Here is a 17,131-nt window from a genome sequence, read left to right on the forward strand (position 1 = left end):
GGCCTAAGGCACTCGAACCCATGTCAAATCGGGCCTCGGTGGGGTGGTGGCGGGTCCGATGTGCGGAGGTCGGGTGGTGGCCTTCGTGGTGGTTGTGGGTGCGGGTGAGATGGCTTGGGCTTGGGCTTGGGTGGTGGTTGTGGGTGCGGGTCGGGGAAGTGAGGGGTGCTCGGTTCGTGTCCACAGTGGAGTAAGTGCGCGATCTTCTCCGTCAGCCGACCGATGTTTCCGCATCAGTGCGGCCTCATCGTGGGTTCATCGCACCGACGCCCGCACGACGACGTGTGCGGCCTCACCGGAAGGTGCACCCCGATGATCACTTCAGCACCCGCCGCGCACGCGGATGAGGCAGGGGCGCGGGCCGAGACCATGGCCCGGTTCCTGCGCGACGTACCCGTCCCCTTCACCCGCGTGCTGTCCCTGTGGGTGGGCTACCGCCTGCGCCGCGACCCCCGGCAACCCGACACGACGCACCACCTCACCCCGCGCCAGGCGCACCTGCTCGGCTTACCCCCGCACGCGGTGGTGACCCGGCGCGAGGGCTACCTGGTCCCCCACCTCGGCGACCAGGGTCCCCGCCTGGCCGCGATCACCGCGCTGGTGCACCAGCGCGGGTTGGAACTGGACGAGCCCGGGAGGGAGGAGCTGGCGCGCGGGTACACGCCGCTCGGCACGCTGCTCACCGGGGCTCGCCGGGCCACGCACTACGCCACCACGACCCGGTTGCCGGACGACCCCGACTTCGCCGACCCGCTGCCCGACTCGCCCGACGACGTGCCCGCCCTGTGGTGCCAGGCCACGCTGCTCAGCGCGGGCAGACCGGTGGCGCTGGTCCGCGAGACCGTCTACCGGGTGGCGTTCACCGGCCGCCGTCCGCCCGACCTGTCCGCCTACCTGACCCCCGCGCCGCCTCGACTGGTCTCCTGATGCGCGGCCGGACGTCCGCGTTGGCCGCGGCGACCGTGGCGGCCGGGTCCAGCGGGTACGTGGTGGCGGCGGTGCTCACCGAGGTCGCCGCCGACCACGGCGCGACGACGGCGGCGGCGGGGCAGACGATCACGGCGTTCGCGTTGGCCTACGCGGTCGGGTCGCCGGTGCTGGCGATGGTGACGGCGAGGTTCGAGCGGCGGGCGTTGTTGGTGGTCGCGCTGCTGGTGGCGGCGTTGGGCAACGTCGGTGCGGCGCTCGCGCCGACCTTGGACCTGTTGCTGGTCGCCCGAGTGCTCACGGCGTGCGGCGCGGCGTTGGCGACGCCGGCGGCGACCGCGGTCGCGGCCCAGCTGAACCCCGGGCACAAGGCGAAGGCGATGGCCGTGGTGACCGCGGGTCTGACGGCCGCCACGCTGCTCGGCGTGCCCGCCGGGCGGCTCGTGGCCGACCGGTACGGCTACCGGGCGGCGTTCGTGCTGGTCGCAGTGTTGTGCGTGGTCGCGGCGGTGGTGGTGCGGGCGGCCGTTCCGGCGGTGCGGCCCGGACCGCCGGTGGGGTTCCGGCAGCGGCTCGCGCCGCTGGCCGACCCGCCGGTGCAGCGGCTGCTGGCCGTGTCGCTGCTGGCGTGCCTGGCGACGTTCAGCGTGTACGGCTACCTCGGCCCGATCACCGGGCACCCGCCCGACAGCGGCCACCTGCTCGCCTACGGCGTGGGCGGGGTGGTGGGCAACGCGATCGGCGGCGTGGCCGCGGACCGGCACGGGTCGCGCACGCCGCTGCTGGTGGCGCTGGGCGGTTGCGCGGCGGTGCTCGTGGTGCTGCCGGCGCTGGTGACCGGGGCGACCGGGGTGGTGGTGATGGCCGCGTGGGGCGCGTTGTTCTGGGCGTTCAACCCGCCGCTGTTCGCCGCGCTGGTGGCGCTGGACCCGGACCGGGCGAACCTCCTGCTGGCCTTGAACGCGTCCGCGATCTACACGGGCATCGCGGGCGCGGGTGTGCTCGGCGGCGCGGTCGACGCCCCGGCCGTCCCCCTCGTGGGCGCCGCCGTCGCCGTCGCGGCCACCGCGCTCGCCGCCGCGAACCGGGAGAGGAGGTTGGTGACGCGCTGATCGGCGCGATCCGGGTTAGGTTGCCCGCATGGCCGGAAAGGTGCCTTCGGTGGAGCTGGAGGTCGGGGACCGCGTCGTGCGGATCTCGAACCCGGATCGCGTCTACTTCCCCGCGCGCGGGGAGACCAAGCTCGACCTCGCCCGCTACTACCTCTCGGTGGGCGACGGGATCGTGCGCGCGCTGCGGGAGCGGCCGTGCATGATGCACCGGTTCCCGTCCGGGGTGACCGGGGAGAAGGTGCACCAGAAGCGGCTGCCCCACGGCGCGCCGCCGTGGGTGCGGACGGTGCGGGTGCACTTCCCCCGGTACAACCGGCACGCGGACGAGCTGTGCGTGACCGACGTGGCGGACGTGGTGTGGGCGGTGCAGATGTCCACGGTCGAGTTCCACCCGTGGAACTCGCGCAGCGCCGACACGGAGAAGCCCGACGAGTGGCGCATCGACCTGGACCCGATGCCGGACTGCCCGTTCTCCCGGGTGCGGCGGGTGGCGCACGTGGCGCACGAGGTGCTGGACGACCTGGGCGCGGTGGGGTGGCCGAAGACGTCCGGGGGCTCGGGGTTGCACATCTACGTGCGGATCAAGCCGGAGTGGGGGTTCGCCGACGTGCGGCGGGCGGCGTTGGCGTTCGCGCACGAGGTGGAGCGGCGCGCGCCGGACGACGTGACGACGGCGTGGTGGCGGCGCGACCGGGACCCGCGCAGCCTGTTCGTGGACTACAACCAGAACGCCCGCGACCACACGATCGCCAGCGCGTACTCGGTGCGCGGCGTGCCGGAGGCGACGGTGTCCACGCCCGTGCGGTGGGACGAGATCGACTCGCTGGACCCGCGCGACTTCACCATCGCCACCGTGCCGGCCCGGTTCGCCGAGCTGGGCGACCTGCACGCCGGGATCGACGACGCGGTGTTCTCGCTGGAGCCGCTGCTGGAGTGGGCCGACCGCGACGGGGTCGAGGTGCCGGACTGACGCCTCAGCGGAGCACGCGGGGCCGGCGGCGGCCGAGCGCGATGCCGTTCTCGACGTGGTGCAGGGCCTCCCGCTCGGTCCAGCCCTCGACGCCGTTGTGCCGGGCGGCGGCGGCCAGCAGCACGGCCAGCGCGGTGGTCTCGTCCAGCCAGCCCGCGCCGACCAGCTCGCCGAGCCGGCAGGCGGCGGTGAACACGGTGTGCGCGCGACCGCCCGGCCGCGCCTCGCGGACCCGTTCGGCCTCGCCCTCCACGACGGCGGCCCGGTAGGCGTCGACCCGGCGCGGCGACGGGCGGCGTGGGGCGGGGATCGGCGGGTGCTCGGGCGGCGGCGGGGCGAGCACGGCGAGCAGCCACTCCGGCGCGGGCGCGACCGGCGCGTCCCGCAGCACCCGGTACCGGTCGCGGCCGAGCGCGGAACCGGCGGCCACGACGTAACCGCCGACGCCGCGGGTGTCGACGTGCGGCGCGACCCTGCCGACGGTGTTGCCGAGCGGCACGTCCGGGGCCCGGAAGTAGCGGTGCTCTCCCCCGCTGGGCGTGGCGACCGTGTAGGTGTCGCGGGGGTCCTCCGCGCCGTGTTGCCAGGCGCGGCGGGCGAACGCCTCGCGGCCGTGCGGCACGTCGAGGTCGACCACGAGCAGCCCGGCCGGGCCGCACGCGATGCCGACGTTGTAGGCGCGGCGCGACCACCAGTGCCGGATCCGGTCGCGGTCCAGGGTCGCCTCGTCGTCCCAGCCGCGCAGCGCGGGCAGCTTGCCGTGCGGGCGCAGGGGCACCACGGGCCAGCCTCGTGCGGCGGCCTCCAGCGCCGCCCGGTACCTGGTCATGCTCGTCCCCCTCGGTCTGGGCAACGGGGGAAGCGCCGCCGATGTCCAGTGTGGCGGGGTCGGCGACGCCGGTACAGGGCCGCCCGGGGCACGGCTTCGGGGCGACCGCGAGGTGTACCGGCGGCCGCGGCGGGTAGGCCACTGGTTCGGCACGAGTTCGAAGGGAGCCGACCATGTCCGATCCCGTGGGCGGCACGCGTGACGGGTCCGACGACCGGGCGACCGGTCCCGCCGGCGGCGGGGGCGGCGTGGAGGCGGACGGCGGCCTGCACGTGCGCAGCCCCGCGTTCAGCGGCCACACCCTCATCCCCGACCGGTACTCCCACGACGGCGGCAACACCTCGCCGCCGCTGGAGTGGGACGCCCCGCCCGCGGGCACGGCCGAGCTGGCGCTGGTGTGCGAGGACCCCGACGCGCCGGGCGGGACGTTCGCGCACTGGGTCGTCACCGGCATCCCGGCGGACGTGACCTCGGTCGAGGAGGGCGCCGCGCCGCCCGGGTCGGTCGAGGGCCGCAACGGCTTCGGCGAGCCGGGCTGGGGCGGGCCGCGCCCGCCGGTGGGCGACGACCCGCACCGCTACTTCTTCCGGGTCTACGCGGTGGACCGGCCGCTGGGCCTCGGCGAGGGCGTGACGGCCGACGACGTGCGGGGCTCGATCGAGGGACGGGTGCTGGCGCACGGCACGCTGGTGGGTCTGTTCGGCCGCTGACCCCTGCAACGCACCGTGACCGATCGGAGGGCATTCATCCCATCGGGCAGTGATAACGGCGGTCCGCTGCCGATAACATCGGGGCAGGGGGGCGACATGATCGGCGCTGAGGTTCGTCATGGAGGACGGTGACCTCGTCGGGCGATTCGCCCACCGCCTGCGGTTGTTCGACTCCAACGCCGACGGCGTGGTGCGGCGGCGGGACGTGGTGGCGGCCGCCGAGCGGCTGGTCCGGTCGTTCCCCGTGGACCCGCACTCGATCGGGGCCGAACGGATCCGCACCGGCTACGAGATGCTGTCGCTGGCCCTGCTCGCGGACTTCGGCGACCTGGCGCGCGACGAGGTCGCGCTCCCCCGGTTCACCGCCGCGCTGGCCGCCGACCCCGCCCGGATGGCCGGGTTGGGCCGCCGGATCGCCCGCACCGACGCGCTGGCCGTGCGCGAGTGCCTCGCCCCGATCGGCGCGGCGGTGAAGGCCGAGCACATCGCCGAGGTGATCGTGGTCCTCGGCGCGCACCCCGGCCACCACCCGGTGATCCAGCAGGCGCTGGAGCGCGACGGCGCGCTCATCCGGCTGACCGCCGCGATCCGCCCGTTCACCGAGCACTTCACCGGTTCCGGCTACCCCGGCCTCTACGGCCGCCCCTAGGGTGGCGGCATGGCCGGGTCGGACGACCAGTACGACGCGCTCGGCGAGGTCTACGAGCGCACCAAGCACATCCCCACCGGGTTGGCCGAACGCGCCACGCTGCTGACCGCGCTCCCCGACCTGCGCGGCCGGTCCGTGCTGGACGTCGCCTGCGGCACGGGCTTCTACCCGCGCGAGTTCCGCCGCCTGGGCGCGGACCCGGTGGTCGGCGTCGACTCGGCGGGCGAGATGGTCGCCTACGCGCGCGAGGTGGAGCGCCGCGCGCCCCTCGGCATCGCCTACCACCGGCACGACGCCACCGCGCTGCCCGTGCTCGGCGTGTTCGACGTGGTCACGGCGGTCTGGCTGCTCGGGTACGCCGAGGACGAGGCCGCGCTCGACCTGATGGTGGGCAACCTGCGCGCGAACCTCGCGCCCGGCGGCACGCTCGCGGTGCTCGTGCCCAACCCCTACGCCGACTGGGACGTGCTCGCCGACTACGGCCGCTACGGCTACGAGGTCGTCCGGTCGGGGCCGCCCGGCGCGCGGCAACCGGTGGTGGTGCGGGTGCACGGCGACCCGCCGTTCGAGTTCGACTCGTTCTACTGGCCCGGCGGCGTCATCGAGGGCGCGCTGGCCCGCGCCGGGCTGCGCGACGTCACCCGGCACGCCACCGCGGTCCCCGAGGACGGGCGCGGCGAGGCGTTCTGGGGTCCGCTGCGCCGCAGCCCCAGCTTCGCCGTCTTCACCGCACGCGCCTGAGCCGCGGTCCCGCTGTCGGACCCCGGTGGCAGGATCGCCGCGTGACCGTTCCCGCCGTGCTGCGCACCCTGGCCCGGCTCAGCGCGTCCGAGCGGCCGCAGCGGGTCCGGCTCGACCTCACCCGGACCGCGGGGCTGGCGTGGCTCGGCGCGGACGAGGCCGCGTGGCAGGCCCTCACCCACGACCCGGACGGACCGCACCGGCCCGCGTCGCCGTGGACCGCCCGGCGCGACCGGCAGGCGGCCGTCGACCGGCTGGCGGCGTTCGACGCGCTGCACCGGGAGGACCGGCTGCTGCGGCTCGGCTGGGCGTTCCTGTGCGGGCCGGCGACGGTGGACGGGCGGCGCAGGCGGGTGTGCCTGCCGCTGGTGTCGCGGCCGGTCCGGCTGCGCCCGGCCGGGCGGCGGGGCCACGTGCTCGACGTCGCGGGCGACCTGGCCGTGTTCCCGCTGGTGACGGACTGGTCCCTGGCGGCCGGGTTGGAGACCCGGCTGGCCCCGGACCCGGAGTGGATCTCCGCCACGCTGGCCGCGGCGGGGTTCGCCGACGTGCCCGTGCTCGACGCCGGGCACGACCCGCTCCGGTTGGTCGGCGGCGACCGGCTGGTGGTGGTCGCCGGGGCGGGGCTGCACGCCGGGGAGCCGGTGGTCGGCACCGAGCGCGGCGCGGCGCTCTACGACTGGGCGCGGCGGGCTGGGGTCGAGGCCACCGCGGTGGCGGCGCTGTACGGCCCGGCCGAGGACACGCCGGAGGGGAACGAGCCCAAGGGGATCCGGCCGGAGGGGAACGGCTCGGAGGGGAACGGGCCGGCAGGGAAGAGGTCGGCGGTCGGCGAGGGGTCGGCGCGAGGTGGGCGGCGCGGAAGCAGGCCGGCCCGACGCGGATCGGTCTCAAGCGGATGGGCCGGCGGCGGATCGGCCGGGCGCGGGCCGGATCGGGGCCGATCGGGGTCGGCCGGCAGCGGGTCTGCCGGTGGGCAGGCCGTGGACCGGGCGGCCGGAGGCGGGGCGGTGGCCGGCGCAGCGGAGTGCGGTCCCCTGCCGTTGAGCCCGGACCAGTGGGCGGCCGTGCGCGCGGCCCGCACCGCGCCGGTCACCGTGATCGGCGGGCCGCCGGGCAGCGGCAAGACGCACGCGTTGGCCGCCATCGCGTTGGACGCGGTGGCGGCCGGTCGGTCCGTGCTGCTGGCCGCCCGCACCCGCAACGCCGCCGACGTGCTCGGTGCGGCGTTGCGGCGGGCGGGCGGCCCGGTGCCGGTCCTGTTCGGCGACTCCGAGCTGCGGCTGGAGGTGGCGCGGGAGCTGGGCGAGGGAGTGGCCGCCACGACCGCGAAGGGCGAGGTGGAACGGCTCGACCGGGCCGCACGGGGCGCGGTCGCGGCGGTGGTCCGGGTGGAACGCGCGGTCGGTGACGCGTTGCGGGACGAGGAGTTGACCGGGGCCGCCGTGCGGTACGAGGCGCTGATGCCCGCGCACCGGTCCGTCGCGCCGCGCGCGTTCGCGGAGGACGCCGACTTCGCCCGGCTGCACGACCTGCTGCGCCCCCGTCGCGGGTGGTTCGGCGCGCTGCGGACCCGGTGGGCGGTGCGGTCCGCGCGGCGGTTGGCCGGTGCGGCGGACGACGTGGGCGTGGCGGACCTGGAGGCGGTGGTCGCCGCCGAGCAGTCCGCCGCGCAGGTGCGCGTCGCCGCGCACGGCGGCACGTCGCTGGACGCGGTGCGCGCGCTGCTGGCCGAGGAGGACGCCCGCGCCCACACCGCAATCGCCGGGTGGTTGGCCGCCTCGGCGGTGAGCCGTCGTGGCGCTTCCGGGTCGCGGCGGGCGGTGGCGGCGTTGGCGACGGCGCTGCGGTCGGGCCGGGCGGCGCGGCGGAGGGCGCTGGCCGGGCTCCCCGCCGAGCACCTGGTGCGGGCCCTGCCGCTGTGGGTGGGGACGTTGGCCGACGTGGAGGACGTCCTGCCCGCCGTGCCCGGCATGTTCGACCTGGTCGTGATCGACGAGGCGAGCCACGTCGACCAACCGCTGGCCGCGCCCGCGCTGCTGCGGGGCCGACGCGCCGTCGTCGGCGGCGACCCGCGCCAGCTGCGGCACGTGTCGTTCGTGGCCGACCGGGCCGTGCGCGAGGCGGTGGTCGCGGAGGGCACGGTGGCGTGGGCGGACCGGCTCGACGTGCCCAAGGTCAGCCTGTTCGACGCGGCCACCGCGGCCGCCGGGGTGCACTGGCTGACCGAGCACCACCGCTGCGCGCCGCACCTCATCGGGTTCGCCGCGGCCCGCTTCTACGAGAACCGCATGGACCTGCTCACCACCCACCCGTCGATGGCGGGCGGGCGCCGCGGCGCCCGCGAGCGGGGGGGGGGGCCGCCCGCCGCCCAGGGCGGCCACCCGGGGGGGGGGGGCCCGGGGGGCCACCCCCGGGGGCCGGGCCCAGCGGCGGCTCGGTCTCGTCGGGCTGGTCGAGCAGGAACCGCAGCAGCGGCTCCGCGCCGGCCACGGTGAAGTCCTCCACGTGGTACACCGTCGACGTGGCCGGGGCCAGGAAGTCCGGCACGCCGTCGCGCGACTGGCCGGGCAGGACCACCGGCACGAACTTCTGCAGGTCGTCCTGCGCGGCGTAGAAGGCGTCCCGGATCAGCCGCGCCTCCCACTGCACCCCGCGTCCCGCGTCCGGTCCCTCCCGGCCCTCGGCGCGCCTGCGGTACTGCTCCGACGCCACGCACAGCACCACGTCGGCCTCCCGGACCTGCTCCCCCATCCACAGCGCCCAGTCCTGCCTGCGCTCGTTCGCGGTCCGGTCGAGCTTCGCGTCGACGCCGTGCCGGCGGAGGAAGATCCACAGGTTGCGCACCTGGTCCGAGTGCTCCGCGGACTCCTGCGCGTACGAGATGAACACCCGCTTGGGACGTGAATCCCCTCCCACACCCACCCCACCGGTTCGACGATCATTCACCGTCAACTCTAAAGGGGCGCGGCGCGGCCGAGGACCGGTCCCGACGACCTCGTCAGGAGCGGGGCGGCGCGGTGCTCTGCCGCACCACCAGCTCGGTGGCCAGCTCGACCCTCGGGTGCGGCGGGCGCCGACCGCGGGCGAAGGCGAGGACCATCTCCGCCGCGGCGGCGGCCATGTCGCGCAACGGCTGCCGGACCGTGGTCAGCGGCGGACCGCTCCACTCGTGGATCGACAGGTCGTCGTAACCGACGACGGACAGGTCGCGCGGCACCGACAGGCCCAGTTCGTGCGCCGCGCGCAGCACGCCCAGCGCCTGGTAGTCCGAGCCCGCGAAGATCGCCGTGGGCCGGTCGGGCCGGTCCAGCAGCTCCAGGCCGTGCCGGTAGCCGCTGGCGGCGCGGAAGTCGCCGTGGCGGACGTGGTCGGGAGGCGCCGACAACCCGGCGGCGGCCAACGCGCTCCGGAAACCCTCCACCCGGGCGCGGCTGCACGGCAACCGGGTCGGGCCGGAGATCACCGCGATGCGCCGGTGCCCCAGCTCGACCAGGTGCCGGGTCGCGGACAGTCCGCCCGACCGGTTCGCCGAGCCCACGGCGGGGACGCCCGGAGGCAGCTCCTGCGCGGTGTCCACGAAGACGAACGGGATGTCGGCCGCGGTCAGCCTCCGGCGCTGCCGCTCGTCCAGCTCGACCACCACCGGGATCACCCCGAGCGGACGGCGGTCGAGCAGGTCGTCGAACCAGTCCTGGCGGGGTTTGTGGTCGCCGTCGAGTTCCGACAGCACCAGCGCCGCCTGCTCGGCGGCCAGCACCCGCTCCACCCCGCGGATGATCTCCATGGCCCACTCGGAGTGGATGTGGTCGAACACCAGCTCCAGCAGCGCGGGCCGGGCCGGCCGCCGGACCCGCCCGGTCCGCGCCGGGTGGCGCTCGCCGGCGGCCGCCCCACCGGGCGTCCACGACGGGACGACGCCCGCCATCACGGGCTCGTCGGAGCCGCCGCGCCGCTGGTGGGGCACCCGCTGCGAGCCAACGCTCCACCAGTGCGGCGACGTGCTCATGCCTGTCCCTGTCCGCGAGATGGTCCTACGCACGATCAGGAGCGCGCGCGGGACGCCCGGTCCATCCGGCCGAACGCCACGCGCCGCGGTCCCCGACGCAACCGCAACTCCGACGTCCACGGTACGACGTGGAGCGGCGCGAGCCCGTTGAGACGCGATGTTGCGTGATGTTTCGTGGACCGGCGAGGTCGGCCGTTCGGCATTGACACATTTCGCCGCCCTGATCGAAACTTCAGCAGGCGTCGTCCCCGATCATGATCGTCGCCCCCTCCGCGGAAGGACAGCCCGGTGATCACCACACCAGACGGCGGCGGCGCGACGATCGCCCAGATCGCCGAGCTGGCCGGTGTCTCCGTCGCCACGGTCTCCAAGGTCGTCAACGGCCGGGCCGACGTCGCGCCCGACACCCGTGCCGCCGTGTGGAGCGTCATCCACGAGCACGGCTACCGGCGGCAGAAGAAGAAGGCCAACCGCGCCACCCTCGTGGAACTCCTCCTGCACGAGGTCAAGGGGCCGTACGGGATGGAGGTCATCAAGGGCGTCGAACGCGTCGCGGTCGAGCACCAGCTCGCCCTCGTCGTCTCCGAGCTGGAGGCCAGACCCGCGCCGGGCCGCAACTGGATCGAGGCGGTGATCGGCCGGCGGCCCACCGGTGTCGTCGCGGTCTTCGCGGGCCCCGCCCGCGCCCAGCTCGACCAGCTGCGCAACCGCGGCATCCCGCTGGCGATCGTCGACCCGATCGGCGAGCCGGACCCCGACCTGCCGTCGGCGACCGGCGACAACTGGGGCGGCGGCCTGGCCGCGACCCGCCACCTGCTGCGCCTGGGGCACCGGCGCATCGCCGCCATCACCGGACCGCCGCTGTCGCTGCCGAGCCGGGCCCGCCTCGACGGCTACCGGGCGGCCCTGGAGACCGCGGGCATCGCGTTCGACCCCGACCTGGTCCGCGAAGGCGGGTTCCACCTGGAGAACGGCCTCGCCCACGGCCTGGACCTGCTGACCCGCCCGACACCGCCCACGGCGGTCTTCGCGTTCAACGACGCCCAGGCGATCGGCGTGTACCAGGCGGCCCACCGGCTGGGGCTGCGCATCCCGGAGGACCTGAGCGTGGTGGGCTTCGACGACCTGCCGACCGCGACCTGGGCGATCCCGGCACTGACCACCGTGCGCCAACCACTGCGCGACATGGCCGCCACCGCCACCCGCATGGTGATCGACCTGGCCCACGGCACCACCCCCACCACCCACCGCTCGGTGTTCGCCACCGAACTGGTCGTCCGCGCCAGCACCGCCCCACCCGCCACCTGACCGCCCGCACCCGAACGCCGCGCCTCGGCGGTGCGAGGGAGCCTCGACACGTCGGGCGGGTTGTAGAGGTCGCCGCCGACTCGGGCCGGCACGACCGGCTCGCCGTCGCCCGGCCGGAACAGGTCCACGGCACGCCCCCGGCGGGCCGCGTCACTCGCCGCCCGCGACGAGCGGTTCGAGGGTGACCTCCGGGTGCAGGCGGCGCAGGACGGCCAGTGCGGTCGAGTCGGTGAACAGCGCCAGGTGGGTGCCGTCGGCGCGGGTCAGGACCTCGCTGCCCCGGCTGTCCACGACGGCCCGGTGGTCGGGGTCGGGCAGTCGGCGCGCGACCGTGTACGGCAGGCGTTCCAGGCGCACGGGCGACTTGAACTCGGTGTCCAGGCGGTAGGCGGCGACCTCGAACTGCATCGGGCCCACGGCGGCGAACACCGGTGAGCCCTCGCCTCGGCGCAGGGAGCGCAGGACCTGCACGACGCCCTCGGACTCCAGCTGGTCGATGCCCCGGCGGAACTGCTTGGCCCGGCTCAGGTCGGCCGGGCGGGCCACCGCGAAGTGCGCGGGCGCGAAGCTCGGCAGGCCCGGGAACCGCACGGCGGGCCGGCCGGTGTGCAGGGTGTCGCCCACGCGCAGGGCGGTGGCGTTGACGAGCCCGATCACGTCGCCCGGGTACGCGGTGTCCACTGTGGACCGATGCTGGCCGAAGACCTGCTGCGCGTACTTGGTGGCGAACGGCCGCCCGGTCGTGGCGTTGGTGACCACCATGCCGCGCTCGAACACGCCCGAGCACACCCGGGCGAACGCGACCTGGTCGCGGTGCGAGGGGTCCATGCCCGTCTGGACCTTGAACACGAACGCCGAGAACGGCGCGTCCAGCGCCCGCGGCCGCGCCTCGACGTCCCGCCGCGGCTCGGGGCGCGGGGCCAGCTCCACCAGCAGGTCGAGCAGGTGCCGCACGCCGAAGTTCAGCACCGCCGACCCGAACAGCACGGGCGTGGCCGACGCGGCCAGGAAGCGCTCCCGGTCGAAGTCGCCGCCGGAGGCGGACATCAGCTCCGACTCCTCCACCGCACGCGTCCAGCGGGCGCCCTCCTCGGCCTCGGCGCGGGCCGGGGGCAGGCGGTCCTCCCCCGCCGCCGTGGCGCCGCCTGCGGTGCGGGAGTAGCGGGTGAAGTGCCCGTCACGGCGGTCCAGCACGCCCCGGAAGTCGCCCGCCTCGCCGACCGGCCAGGTCAGCGGCATGGGCTGGAGCCCGATGCGCTCCACCAGCTCGTCGCACAGCTCCAGCGCGTCGCGGCCCGGACGGTCCCACTTGTTGACGAAGGTGATCACCGGGATGCCCCGGTGCCGGCACACGTCGAACAGCTTCAGCGTCTGCGGTTCCAGGCCCTTGGCCGCGTCCAGCAGCATCACCGCCGAGTCCACGGCCGCCAGCACCCGGTAGGTGTCCTCGGAGAAGTCGGCGTGGCCGGGCGTGTCGAGCAGGTTGACCACCGCGTCGCGGTAGGCGAACTGCAACGCCGCCGAGGTGATGGAGATGCCGCGCGCCTTCTCCAGCTCCATCCAGTCCGACACCACGCCGCGCCGGCCCGCCTTGCCGTGCACCGCGCCCGCCTGCGAGATGACCCGCGCGTGCAGCGCCAACGCCTCGGTCACCGTGGACTTGCCCGCGTCCGGGTGGCTGATCACCGCGAACGTGCGCCGCCGACCCGCCTCCCGCAGCACTTCGGCGGGTGGTGCGGTCGACGGACCTGCGGCGGTCATGCGGGGCTCCCGGACTCGGCGGACGACCCGCGAAGCCTACGACCGGCCCGGCGCGCCCGACCGCCGGACGCCCGAAGCGGACCCCCGGCGGGGACGAACGCCTCGCCGGGACGCGGCGGCCCCGAGCCGGCCGACAGGCGCACCCCGGTCCGACCGCACGGAGCAGGGGGCGCGACCGACCGGCCCAACGCGGGCCGACGAACCGGGATTCGGGGTAACGGACCCCTCGAAGGGGTCGATCCCGGAGAGGTGAAACGAACCCTCGCGTTGGCGACCGCCCTCGTCCTGTCCGGATCGGTCCTCGTCGGCACGGCCGCCGCCGCGCCGATCGCCGGTCCCCGCACGCCCTCCGCCGGTTCCACGGTCGCGGCGGGTGAGCCGGTGCTGATCGCGGGCACCGCCGCCAACGGCGAGTCCGGCGACGTCACGGGCGTCGACATCACCTTCGACGGCGGCGCGACGTGGTCGCCCACCGAGTACGGCGGCGAGCGGTGGCTCTACCGCCACACCCCGGCCGCCGAGGGCCCGGTCACCTACCACCTGCGCGCGTCCGGCTCGCAGGGCCCGGGCGCGGTCACCGGCCCGTACCACTTCTTCGCGGGCGGCTCGGCCGAACCGCCCGCGCTGGGCTGCTCCTCGTGCCCCCTGTTCCTGCCCGCGCTGCCCGACCGCCCGACGGTCGCCGACGCCGACCAGGCCGCCGTGGAGCTGGGCCTGCGCCTGAGCTTCGACCGGCCCGGTTTCGTGGCCGGCGCGACGATCCACCGCGGCGCCTACACCGGGCCGCTGACCGTGCACCTGTGGTCGGCGGACGGGGCGCTGCTCGCCCAGGCGGTCTCCGCGGCCGAGCCGTACGTCAGCACCGTCACGTTCCCGTCCCGCGTCCCCGTCGTCGCGGGCCGGGAGTACGTCGTCTCCTACTTCACCCCGGCGGGCGGGTACGCCTCGACCGAGGACTACTTCACCGGCGCGGTGGTCATCGCCCCGCACACCATGGCGAAGTCCGCCGGTGTCTACGCCTACGGCGGCGGGTTCCCCACCGAGACCTGGCACGACAGCAACTACTGGGTGCAGCCCCGGTTCGAGCTGTCCTGAGGCGGCTACCCCACGGCGGGCGTCCGGCGGGACGCCCGCATCCGCAGCCGCCGCGGCCGGATCACCGCGGCCGCGGCGGGCCGGACGTCCGACTCGCCGGGGAGGTGCTCGAACCGCCACCGGGCGACGATGGACGCGAGAGCCAACGTCGCCTCCATCAGGCTGAACCTGTCGCCGATGCACTTGCGCGCGCCGTTGGCGAACGGCACGAACGCGTGGCGCGCGGGTTTGCGCGCCGGTTCCCAGCGGTCGGGGTCGAAGCGGTGCGGGTCGGGGTGCAGGCGGGCGTCGTGGTGGATGGGGTACGGGCTGTAGGCGATGACCGTGCCCTCGGGCAGCCGGTGCCCGCCGAGTTCGGTGTCGGCGGTGGTCTTGCGGGTGAGGACGTAGACCGGTGAGCGCAGCCGCAGCGTCTCGGTGACGACGCGCCCGGTCAGCTCCAGGGCGTCCACGTCGTCCGGGCCGGCGGTGCGACCGGCCAGCACGGCGTCCACCTCCGCGTGCAGCCGCCGTTCGACGTCGGGGTGGCGGGAGATCAGGTGCAGCGCCCACGCGAGCGTGACCGCGGTCGTCTCGCTGCCCGCGAGGTGGAAGGTGAGCATCTGGTTCACCACCTCGGTGTCGGACAGCGTCCGCGCCGCGCCGGTGGACTCCTCGTCGTACCCGGCGAGCAGCGCGGACAGCAGGTCGCCGCGGTCGCCGCCCTCGCGCCTGCGGGCCGCCACGATCGACTCGACCGTGCCCCTGATCCTGGCGTGCGCCCGGTCGAACCGCACGTTCGCCGGGAACGGCACCCTGGTCAGCGCGCGGGGCATCATCATGCGCGGCAGGATGTCCGTGGCCAGCACGTCCGCGTCCTCCTGCGACTGCCTCAGCTCGGCGGGCGAGAGCGTGTCGGAGAACATCGTCGCGGTGAGCACGTTGGTGGTCAGCATGGTCATCTCGGCGGTCACGTCGAGCACCTCGCCGTCGTGCCACGCGTCCACCCGGGCGGCGATCTGCGCGGCCATCGTGCGCCCGTACGCGCCGAACCGGCCGACGTGGAACGCGGGCTGGAGCAGCCGCCGCTGCCGGCGGTGCTCGTGGTGCGGGCAGGTGGACAGGTTGTCGCCCACCACTTCCCGGACCCGCTCGGTGAACGGGCCGCCCTTGTCGAACGTGCGGTCGTCGCGGAACACCTGCTGGGCCAGCTCGGCGTCGCAGACGACGACCGCCTTGACCGGGCCGAGCGCGATCCGCACGAGCGGTCCCTGCTCGGCGAGCGAGCCGAGGAAGCCCAGCGGGTCGCGCATCATCGGCCACGCGTGCCCGACGACCGGCAGCCGTCCCCGGGCCATCGGGATCCTGGTCGACCGGTCCACTGGGCGCTCCTCCCGTGCGGGGGTGGTGGTGCGGGTCAGAACCTGCCGATCCGGTTGACGTCGTCCGGGTTGACGAGGTCGGGCGCGGTCCAGCCGTCGAGGTCGTACTCGGACAGGCACAGGTCGGCGAAGTCCTCGTAGGCGCGGGTGAGGCCCATGGCGTCCTGGGCGGCCAGGATCTCGGTGCGGACGGCCTCGTGGTTGCCGGCGTAGTTCCGCTCGTACAGCTCGTGCCGGCCGCCGAACTCGGACCCGATCGCGTCCCAGAGCAGCTTCATCACCTTGACGCGCTCGACCGACCCGTAACCGTTGGAGCCGCGGACGTACTTGTCCAGGTACGGCCGGACGTCGGCGTTCTTGAAGTCGGCGGCGTGCGAGTTGAGGTAGATCAGGCCGGCGCCGAGGTCCTGCTGGATGATCTCCTTCACCCGCGGGTAGCCGACGGTCATGAACCAGCGGTAGGCCAGGCCGGAGTTCACGTTCGGCTGCACGGCGTCGCCGACCCACGGGTCCGGGTTGTGGGCCATCGAGTCCGTGAGCGCCCACATCATCGTGCGCCAGGCGAGCACCTCGCCGATCCGCGACTGGACGCCGCGGAAGTCCCGCGTGCCGGTGATGGACAACGCCTTGAGCAGCAACCCGGCCAGGAAGTCGAGCTTCACCGCGAGCCGCGTGCACCCCTGCAACGTCAGGCGGGACACGAAACCGGAGCCCGCGACGAAGTTGTTGGTCTTCTCCACGTCGCCGTAGACGAACACGTTCTCCCACGGCACCAGGACCTTGTCCAGGACGAAGATCGTGTCGTTCTCGTCGAGCCTGCTCGACAGCGGGTGGTCGAACGGGCTGCCCATGACGGCCGCCGACATCGTGTAGGACGGGCGGCAGATGAGCTTCATGCCGGGCGAGCCCATGGGGATGGTGCAGACCAGCGCGAACTCACGCTTCTTCAACGGCATCCCGTAGTGGGCGATGAAGTTCAGGTGGGTGATCGCCGAGCCGGTGGCGACGACCTTCGCGCCGCTCACCACGAGCCCGTTGTCGGTCTCCTTCTCCACGTGCACGAACACGTCGGCCACCTCGTCCGGCGGGCGGGAGCGGTCGACCGGCGGGTGGTTGATCGCGTGGTTCCAGTAGAGCACCTTCTCCTGGGACTCCCGGTACCAGCGCAACGCGTTGTCCTGGTAGGGGTGGTAGAACTCGGAGTTGGCGCCCAGGGTGCCGAGGAAGGCCGCCTTGTAGTCGGGGCTGCGGCCCATCCAGCCGTAGGTGATGCGCGCCCACTGCGCGATGGCGTCCCGGTCGCCGACCAGGTCGGCGGCGGTGCGCGCGGTGCGGAAGAAGCGCATCGTGTAGCCGCCGTTGCCGGTGTCGGTCGGGCGGGTCAGCACGTCGCGGGTCGCGTCGTCGTGCAGGGCGTCGTAGAGCCGTGCGGTCATCCGCACCGGGTTGCGGAACGCGGGGTGGGTGGTGACGTCCCGGACCCGCTCGCCGTACAGGTAGATCTCCCGGCCGTCGCGCAGGCTCTCGATGTACTCGTCGCCGTTCAGGGGGCGCGCGCCCGGGGTGGCCGGCGCCGCGGGCCGGGGGGGGGGGACGAGGGAATGGGGCTGGGCTCGGCCGTGCTGCTGGCCGGGTCGTTCGCGGCCTTCCACCTGCACC

General features: G+C 75.0%; 14 protein-coding genes and 1 pseudogene. 9 read left to right on the forward strand and 6 right to left on the reverse strand.

The genetic code is table 11. The annotated features are described in order from the left end of the window. The first annotated feature begins 312 nt into the window (after positions 1 to 312). From ACFXGA_RS27285 to ligD, 3 genes are read left to right on the forward strand one after another with little or no spacing between them, the layout of a single operon-like run. The gene (locus tag ACFXGA_RS27285; RefSeq protein WP_378092559.1) at positions 313 to 927 is read left to right on the forward strand and encodes a hypothetical protein; all 615 of its coding nucleotides are present in this window, start codon (positions 313 to 315) and stop codon (positions 925 to 927) included. Next, the gene (locus tag ACFXGA_RS27290) at positions 927 to 2,039 is read left to right on the forward strand and encodes an MFS transporter (RefSeq protein ID WP_378092561.1); all 1,113 of its coding nucleotides are present in this window, start codon (positions 927 to 929) and stop codon (positions 2,037 to 2,039) included. The genes ACFXGA_RS27285 and ACFXGA_RS27290 overlap by 1 nt, the downstream gene beginning before the upstream one ends. A gap of 28 nt (positions 2,040 to 2,067) precedes the next feature. Then, positions 2,068 to 3,009, forward strand: coding sequence for a non-homologous end-joining DNA ligase (ligD, locus tag ACFXGA_RS27295; protein WP_378092564.1), 942 nt, complete (start codon positions 2,068 to 2,070; stop codon positions 3,007 to 3,009). 4 nt (positions 3,010 to 3,013) lie between these two features. Here the strand turns inward: ligD and ACFXGA_RS27300 are convergent, their stop codons facing one another. Beyond that, a complete protein-coding gene (locus ACFXGA_RS27300; protein WP_378092566.1) occupies positions 3,014 to 3,838 on the reverse strand; it encodes a bifunctional DNA primase/polymerase in 825 nt (274 codons plus the stop codon). A 173-nt stretch (positions 3,839 to 4,011) separates the two neighbouring features. On the opposite strand from ACFXGA_RS27300, the gene ACFXGA_RS27305 reads away from it, so the two are divergent. From ACFXGA_RS27305 to ACFXGA_RS27320, 4 genes are all read left to right on the forward strand, one after another. Then, positions 4,012 to 4,548 (forward strand): YbhB/YbcL family Raf kinase inhibitor-like protein, encoded by a 537-nt coding sequence (locus ACFXGA_RS27305; RefSeq protein ID WP_378092568.1) that lies wholly within the window; start codon positions 4,012 to 4,014, stop codon positions 4,546 to 4,548. Positions 4,549 to 4,666: 118 nt separating this feature from the next. Next, on the forward strand, positions 4,667 to 5,197 hold the full coding sequence (locus ACFXGA_RS27310; protein WP_378092570.1) for a hypothetical protein: 531 nt from the start codon (positions 4,667 to 4,669) through the stop codon (positions 5,195 to 5,197). A 9-nt stretch (positions 5,198 to 5,206) separates the two neighbouring features. Then, positions 5,207 to 5,938 carry a class I SAM-dependent methyltransferase gene (locus ACFXGA_RS27315; protein ID WP_378092572.1) on the forward strand — a complete coding sequence of 244 codons (732 nt, stop codon included), beginning with the start codon at positions 5,207 to 5,209 and terminating at the stop codon, positions 5,936 to 5,938. 41 nt (positions 5,939 to 5,979) lie between these two features. After that, entirely contained in the window at positions 5,980 to 8,436 is a 2,457-nt protein-coding gene (locus ACFXGA_RS27320) for an AAA family ATPase (RefSeq protein WP_378092575.1), read from the forward strand. A 25-nt stretch (positions 8,437 to 8,461) separates the two neighbouring features. Here ACFXGA_RS27320 and ACFXGA_RS27325 read toward each other — a convergent pair. Both ACFXGA_RS27325 and ACFXGA_RS27330 read right to left on the reverse strand, forming a co-directional pair. Next, a pseudogene (locus ACFXGA_RS27325) lies at positions 8,462 to 8,887 on the reverse strand (toll/interleukin-1 receptor domain-containing protein); the annotation flags it as partial. 52 nt (positions 8,888 to 8,939) lie between these two features. Next, a complete protein-coding gene (locus ACFXGA_RS27330; RefSeq protein ID WP_378092578.1) occupies positions 8,940 to 9,947 on the reverse strand; it encodes a substrate-binding domain-containing protein in 1,008 nt (335 codons plus the stop codon). A 288-nt stretch (positions 9,948 to 10,235) separates the two neighbouring features. Here ACFXGA_RS27330 and ACFXGA_RS27335 point away from each other — a divergent pair, with 288 nt between their 5' ends. Next, complete coding sequence (locus ACFXGA_RS27335) at positions 10,236 to 11,255, forward strand: LacI family DNA-binding transcriptional regulator (protein ID WP_378092580.1); 1,020 nt, start codon at positions 10,236 to 10,238, stop codon at positions 11,253 to 11,255. Between the two features lie 150 nt (positions 11,256 to 11,405). Here the strand turns inward: ACFXGA_RS27335 and ACFXGA_RS27340 are convergent, their stop codons facing one another. Then, a complete protein-coding gene (locus ACFXGA_RS27340) occupies positions 11,406 to 13,016 on the reverse strand; it encodes a peptide chain release factor 3 (protein ID WP_378092582.1) in 1,611 nt (536 codons plus the stop codon). Positions 13,017 to 13,265: 249 nt separating this feature from the next. On the opposite strand from ACFXGA_RS27340, the gene ACFXGA_RS27345 reads away from it, so the two are divergent. Further along, a complete protein-coding gene (locus ACFXGA_RS27345; RefSeq protein WP_378092584.1) occupies positions 13,266 to 14,111 on the forward strand; it encodes a DUF4082 domain-containing protein in 846 nt (281 codons plus the stop codon). 5 nt (positions 14,112 to 14,116) lie between these two features. On the opposite strand, the gene ACFXGA_RS27350 is transcribed toward ACFXGA_RS27345, so the two are convergent. Continuing rightward, positions 14,117 to 15,472, reverse strand: a complete 1,356-nt coding sequence (locus ACFXGA_RS27350) for a cytochrome P450 (protein WP_378092586.1) — start codon at positions 15,470 to 15,472, stop codon at positions 14,117 to 14,119. A gap of 35 nt (positions 15,473 to 15,507) precedes the next feature. After that, positions 15,508 to 17,019, reverse strand: coding sequence for a 4-hydroxyphenylacetate 3-hydroxylase family protein (locus ACFXGA_RS27355; protein ID WP_378092606.1), 1,512 nt, complete (start codon positions 17,017 to 17,019; stop codon positions 15,508 to 15,510). Positions 17,020 to 17,131 lie beyond the last annotated feature (112 nt).

The sequence above is a fragment of the Actinosynnema sp. NPDC059335 genome (genome assembly GCF_042752395.1).
In the GTDB taxonomy this organism is placed as follows: domain Bacteria; phylum Actinomycetota; class Actinomycetes; order Mycobacteriales; family Pseudonocardiaceae; genus Actinosynnema.

What these genes read in the sequence shown, in the direction of transcription:
- ACFXGA_RS27285 (WP_378092559.1), top strand. Translation starts at nt 313, where the DNA reads ATGATCACTTCAGCACCCGCCGCGCACGCGGATGAGGCAGGGGCGCGG.
- ACFXGA_RS27290 (WP_378092561.1), top strand. Translation starts at nt 927, where the DNA reads ATGCGCGGCCGGACGTCCGCGTTGGCCGCGGCGACCGTGGCGGCCGGG.
- ligD (WP_378092564.1), top strand. Translation starts at nt 2,068, where the DNA reads ATGGCCGGAAAGGTGCCTTCGGTGGAGCTGGAGGTCGGGGACCGCGTC.
- ACFXGA_RS27300 (WP_378092566.1), bottom strand. Translation starts at nt 3,838, where the DNA reads ATGACCAGGTACCGGGCGGCGCTGGAGGCCGCCGCACGAGGCTGGCCC.
- ACFXGA_RS27305 (WP_378092568.1), top strand. Translation starts at nt 4,012, where the DNA reads ATGTCCGATCCCGTGGGCGGCACGCGTGACGGGTCCGACGACCGGGCG.
- ACFXGA_RS27310 (WP_378092570.1), top strand. Translation starts at nt 4,667, where the DNA reads ATGGAGGACGGTGACCTCGTCGGGCGATTCGCCCACCGCCTGCGGTTG.
- ACFXGA_RS27315 (WP_378092572.1), top strand. Translation starts at nt 5,207, where the DNA reads ATGGCCGGGTCGGACGACCAGTACGACGCGCTCGGCGAGGTCTACGAG.
- ACFXGA_RS27330 (WP_378092578.1), bottom strand. Translation starts at nt 9,947, where the DNA reads ATGAGCACGTCGCCGCACTGGTGGAGCGTTGGCTCGCAGCGGGTGCCC.
- ACFXGA_RS27340 (WP_378092582.1), bottom strand. Translation starts at nt 13,016, where the DNA reads ATGACCGCCGCAGGTCCGTCGACCGCACCACCCGCCGAAGTGCTGCGG.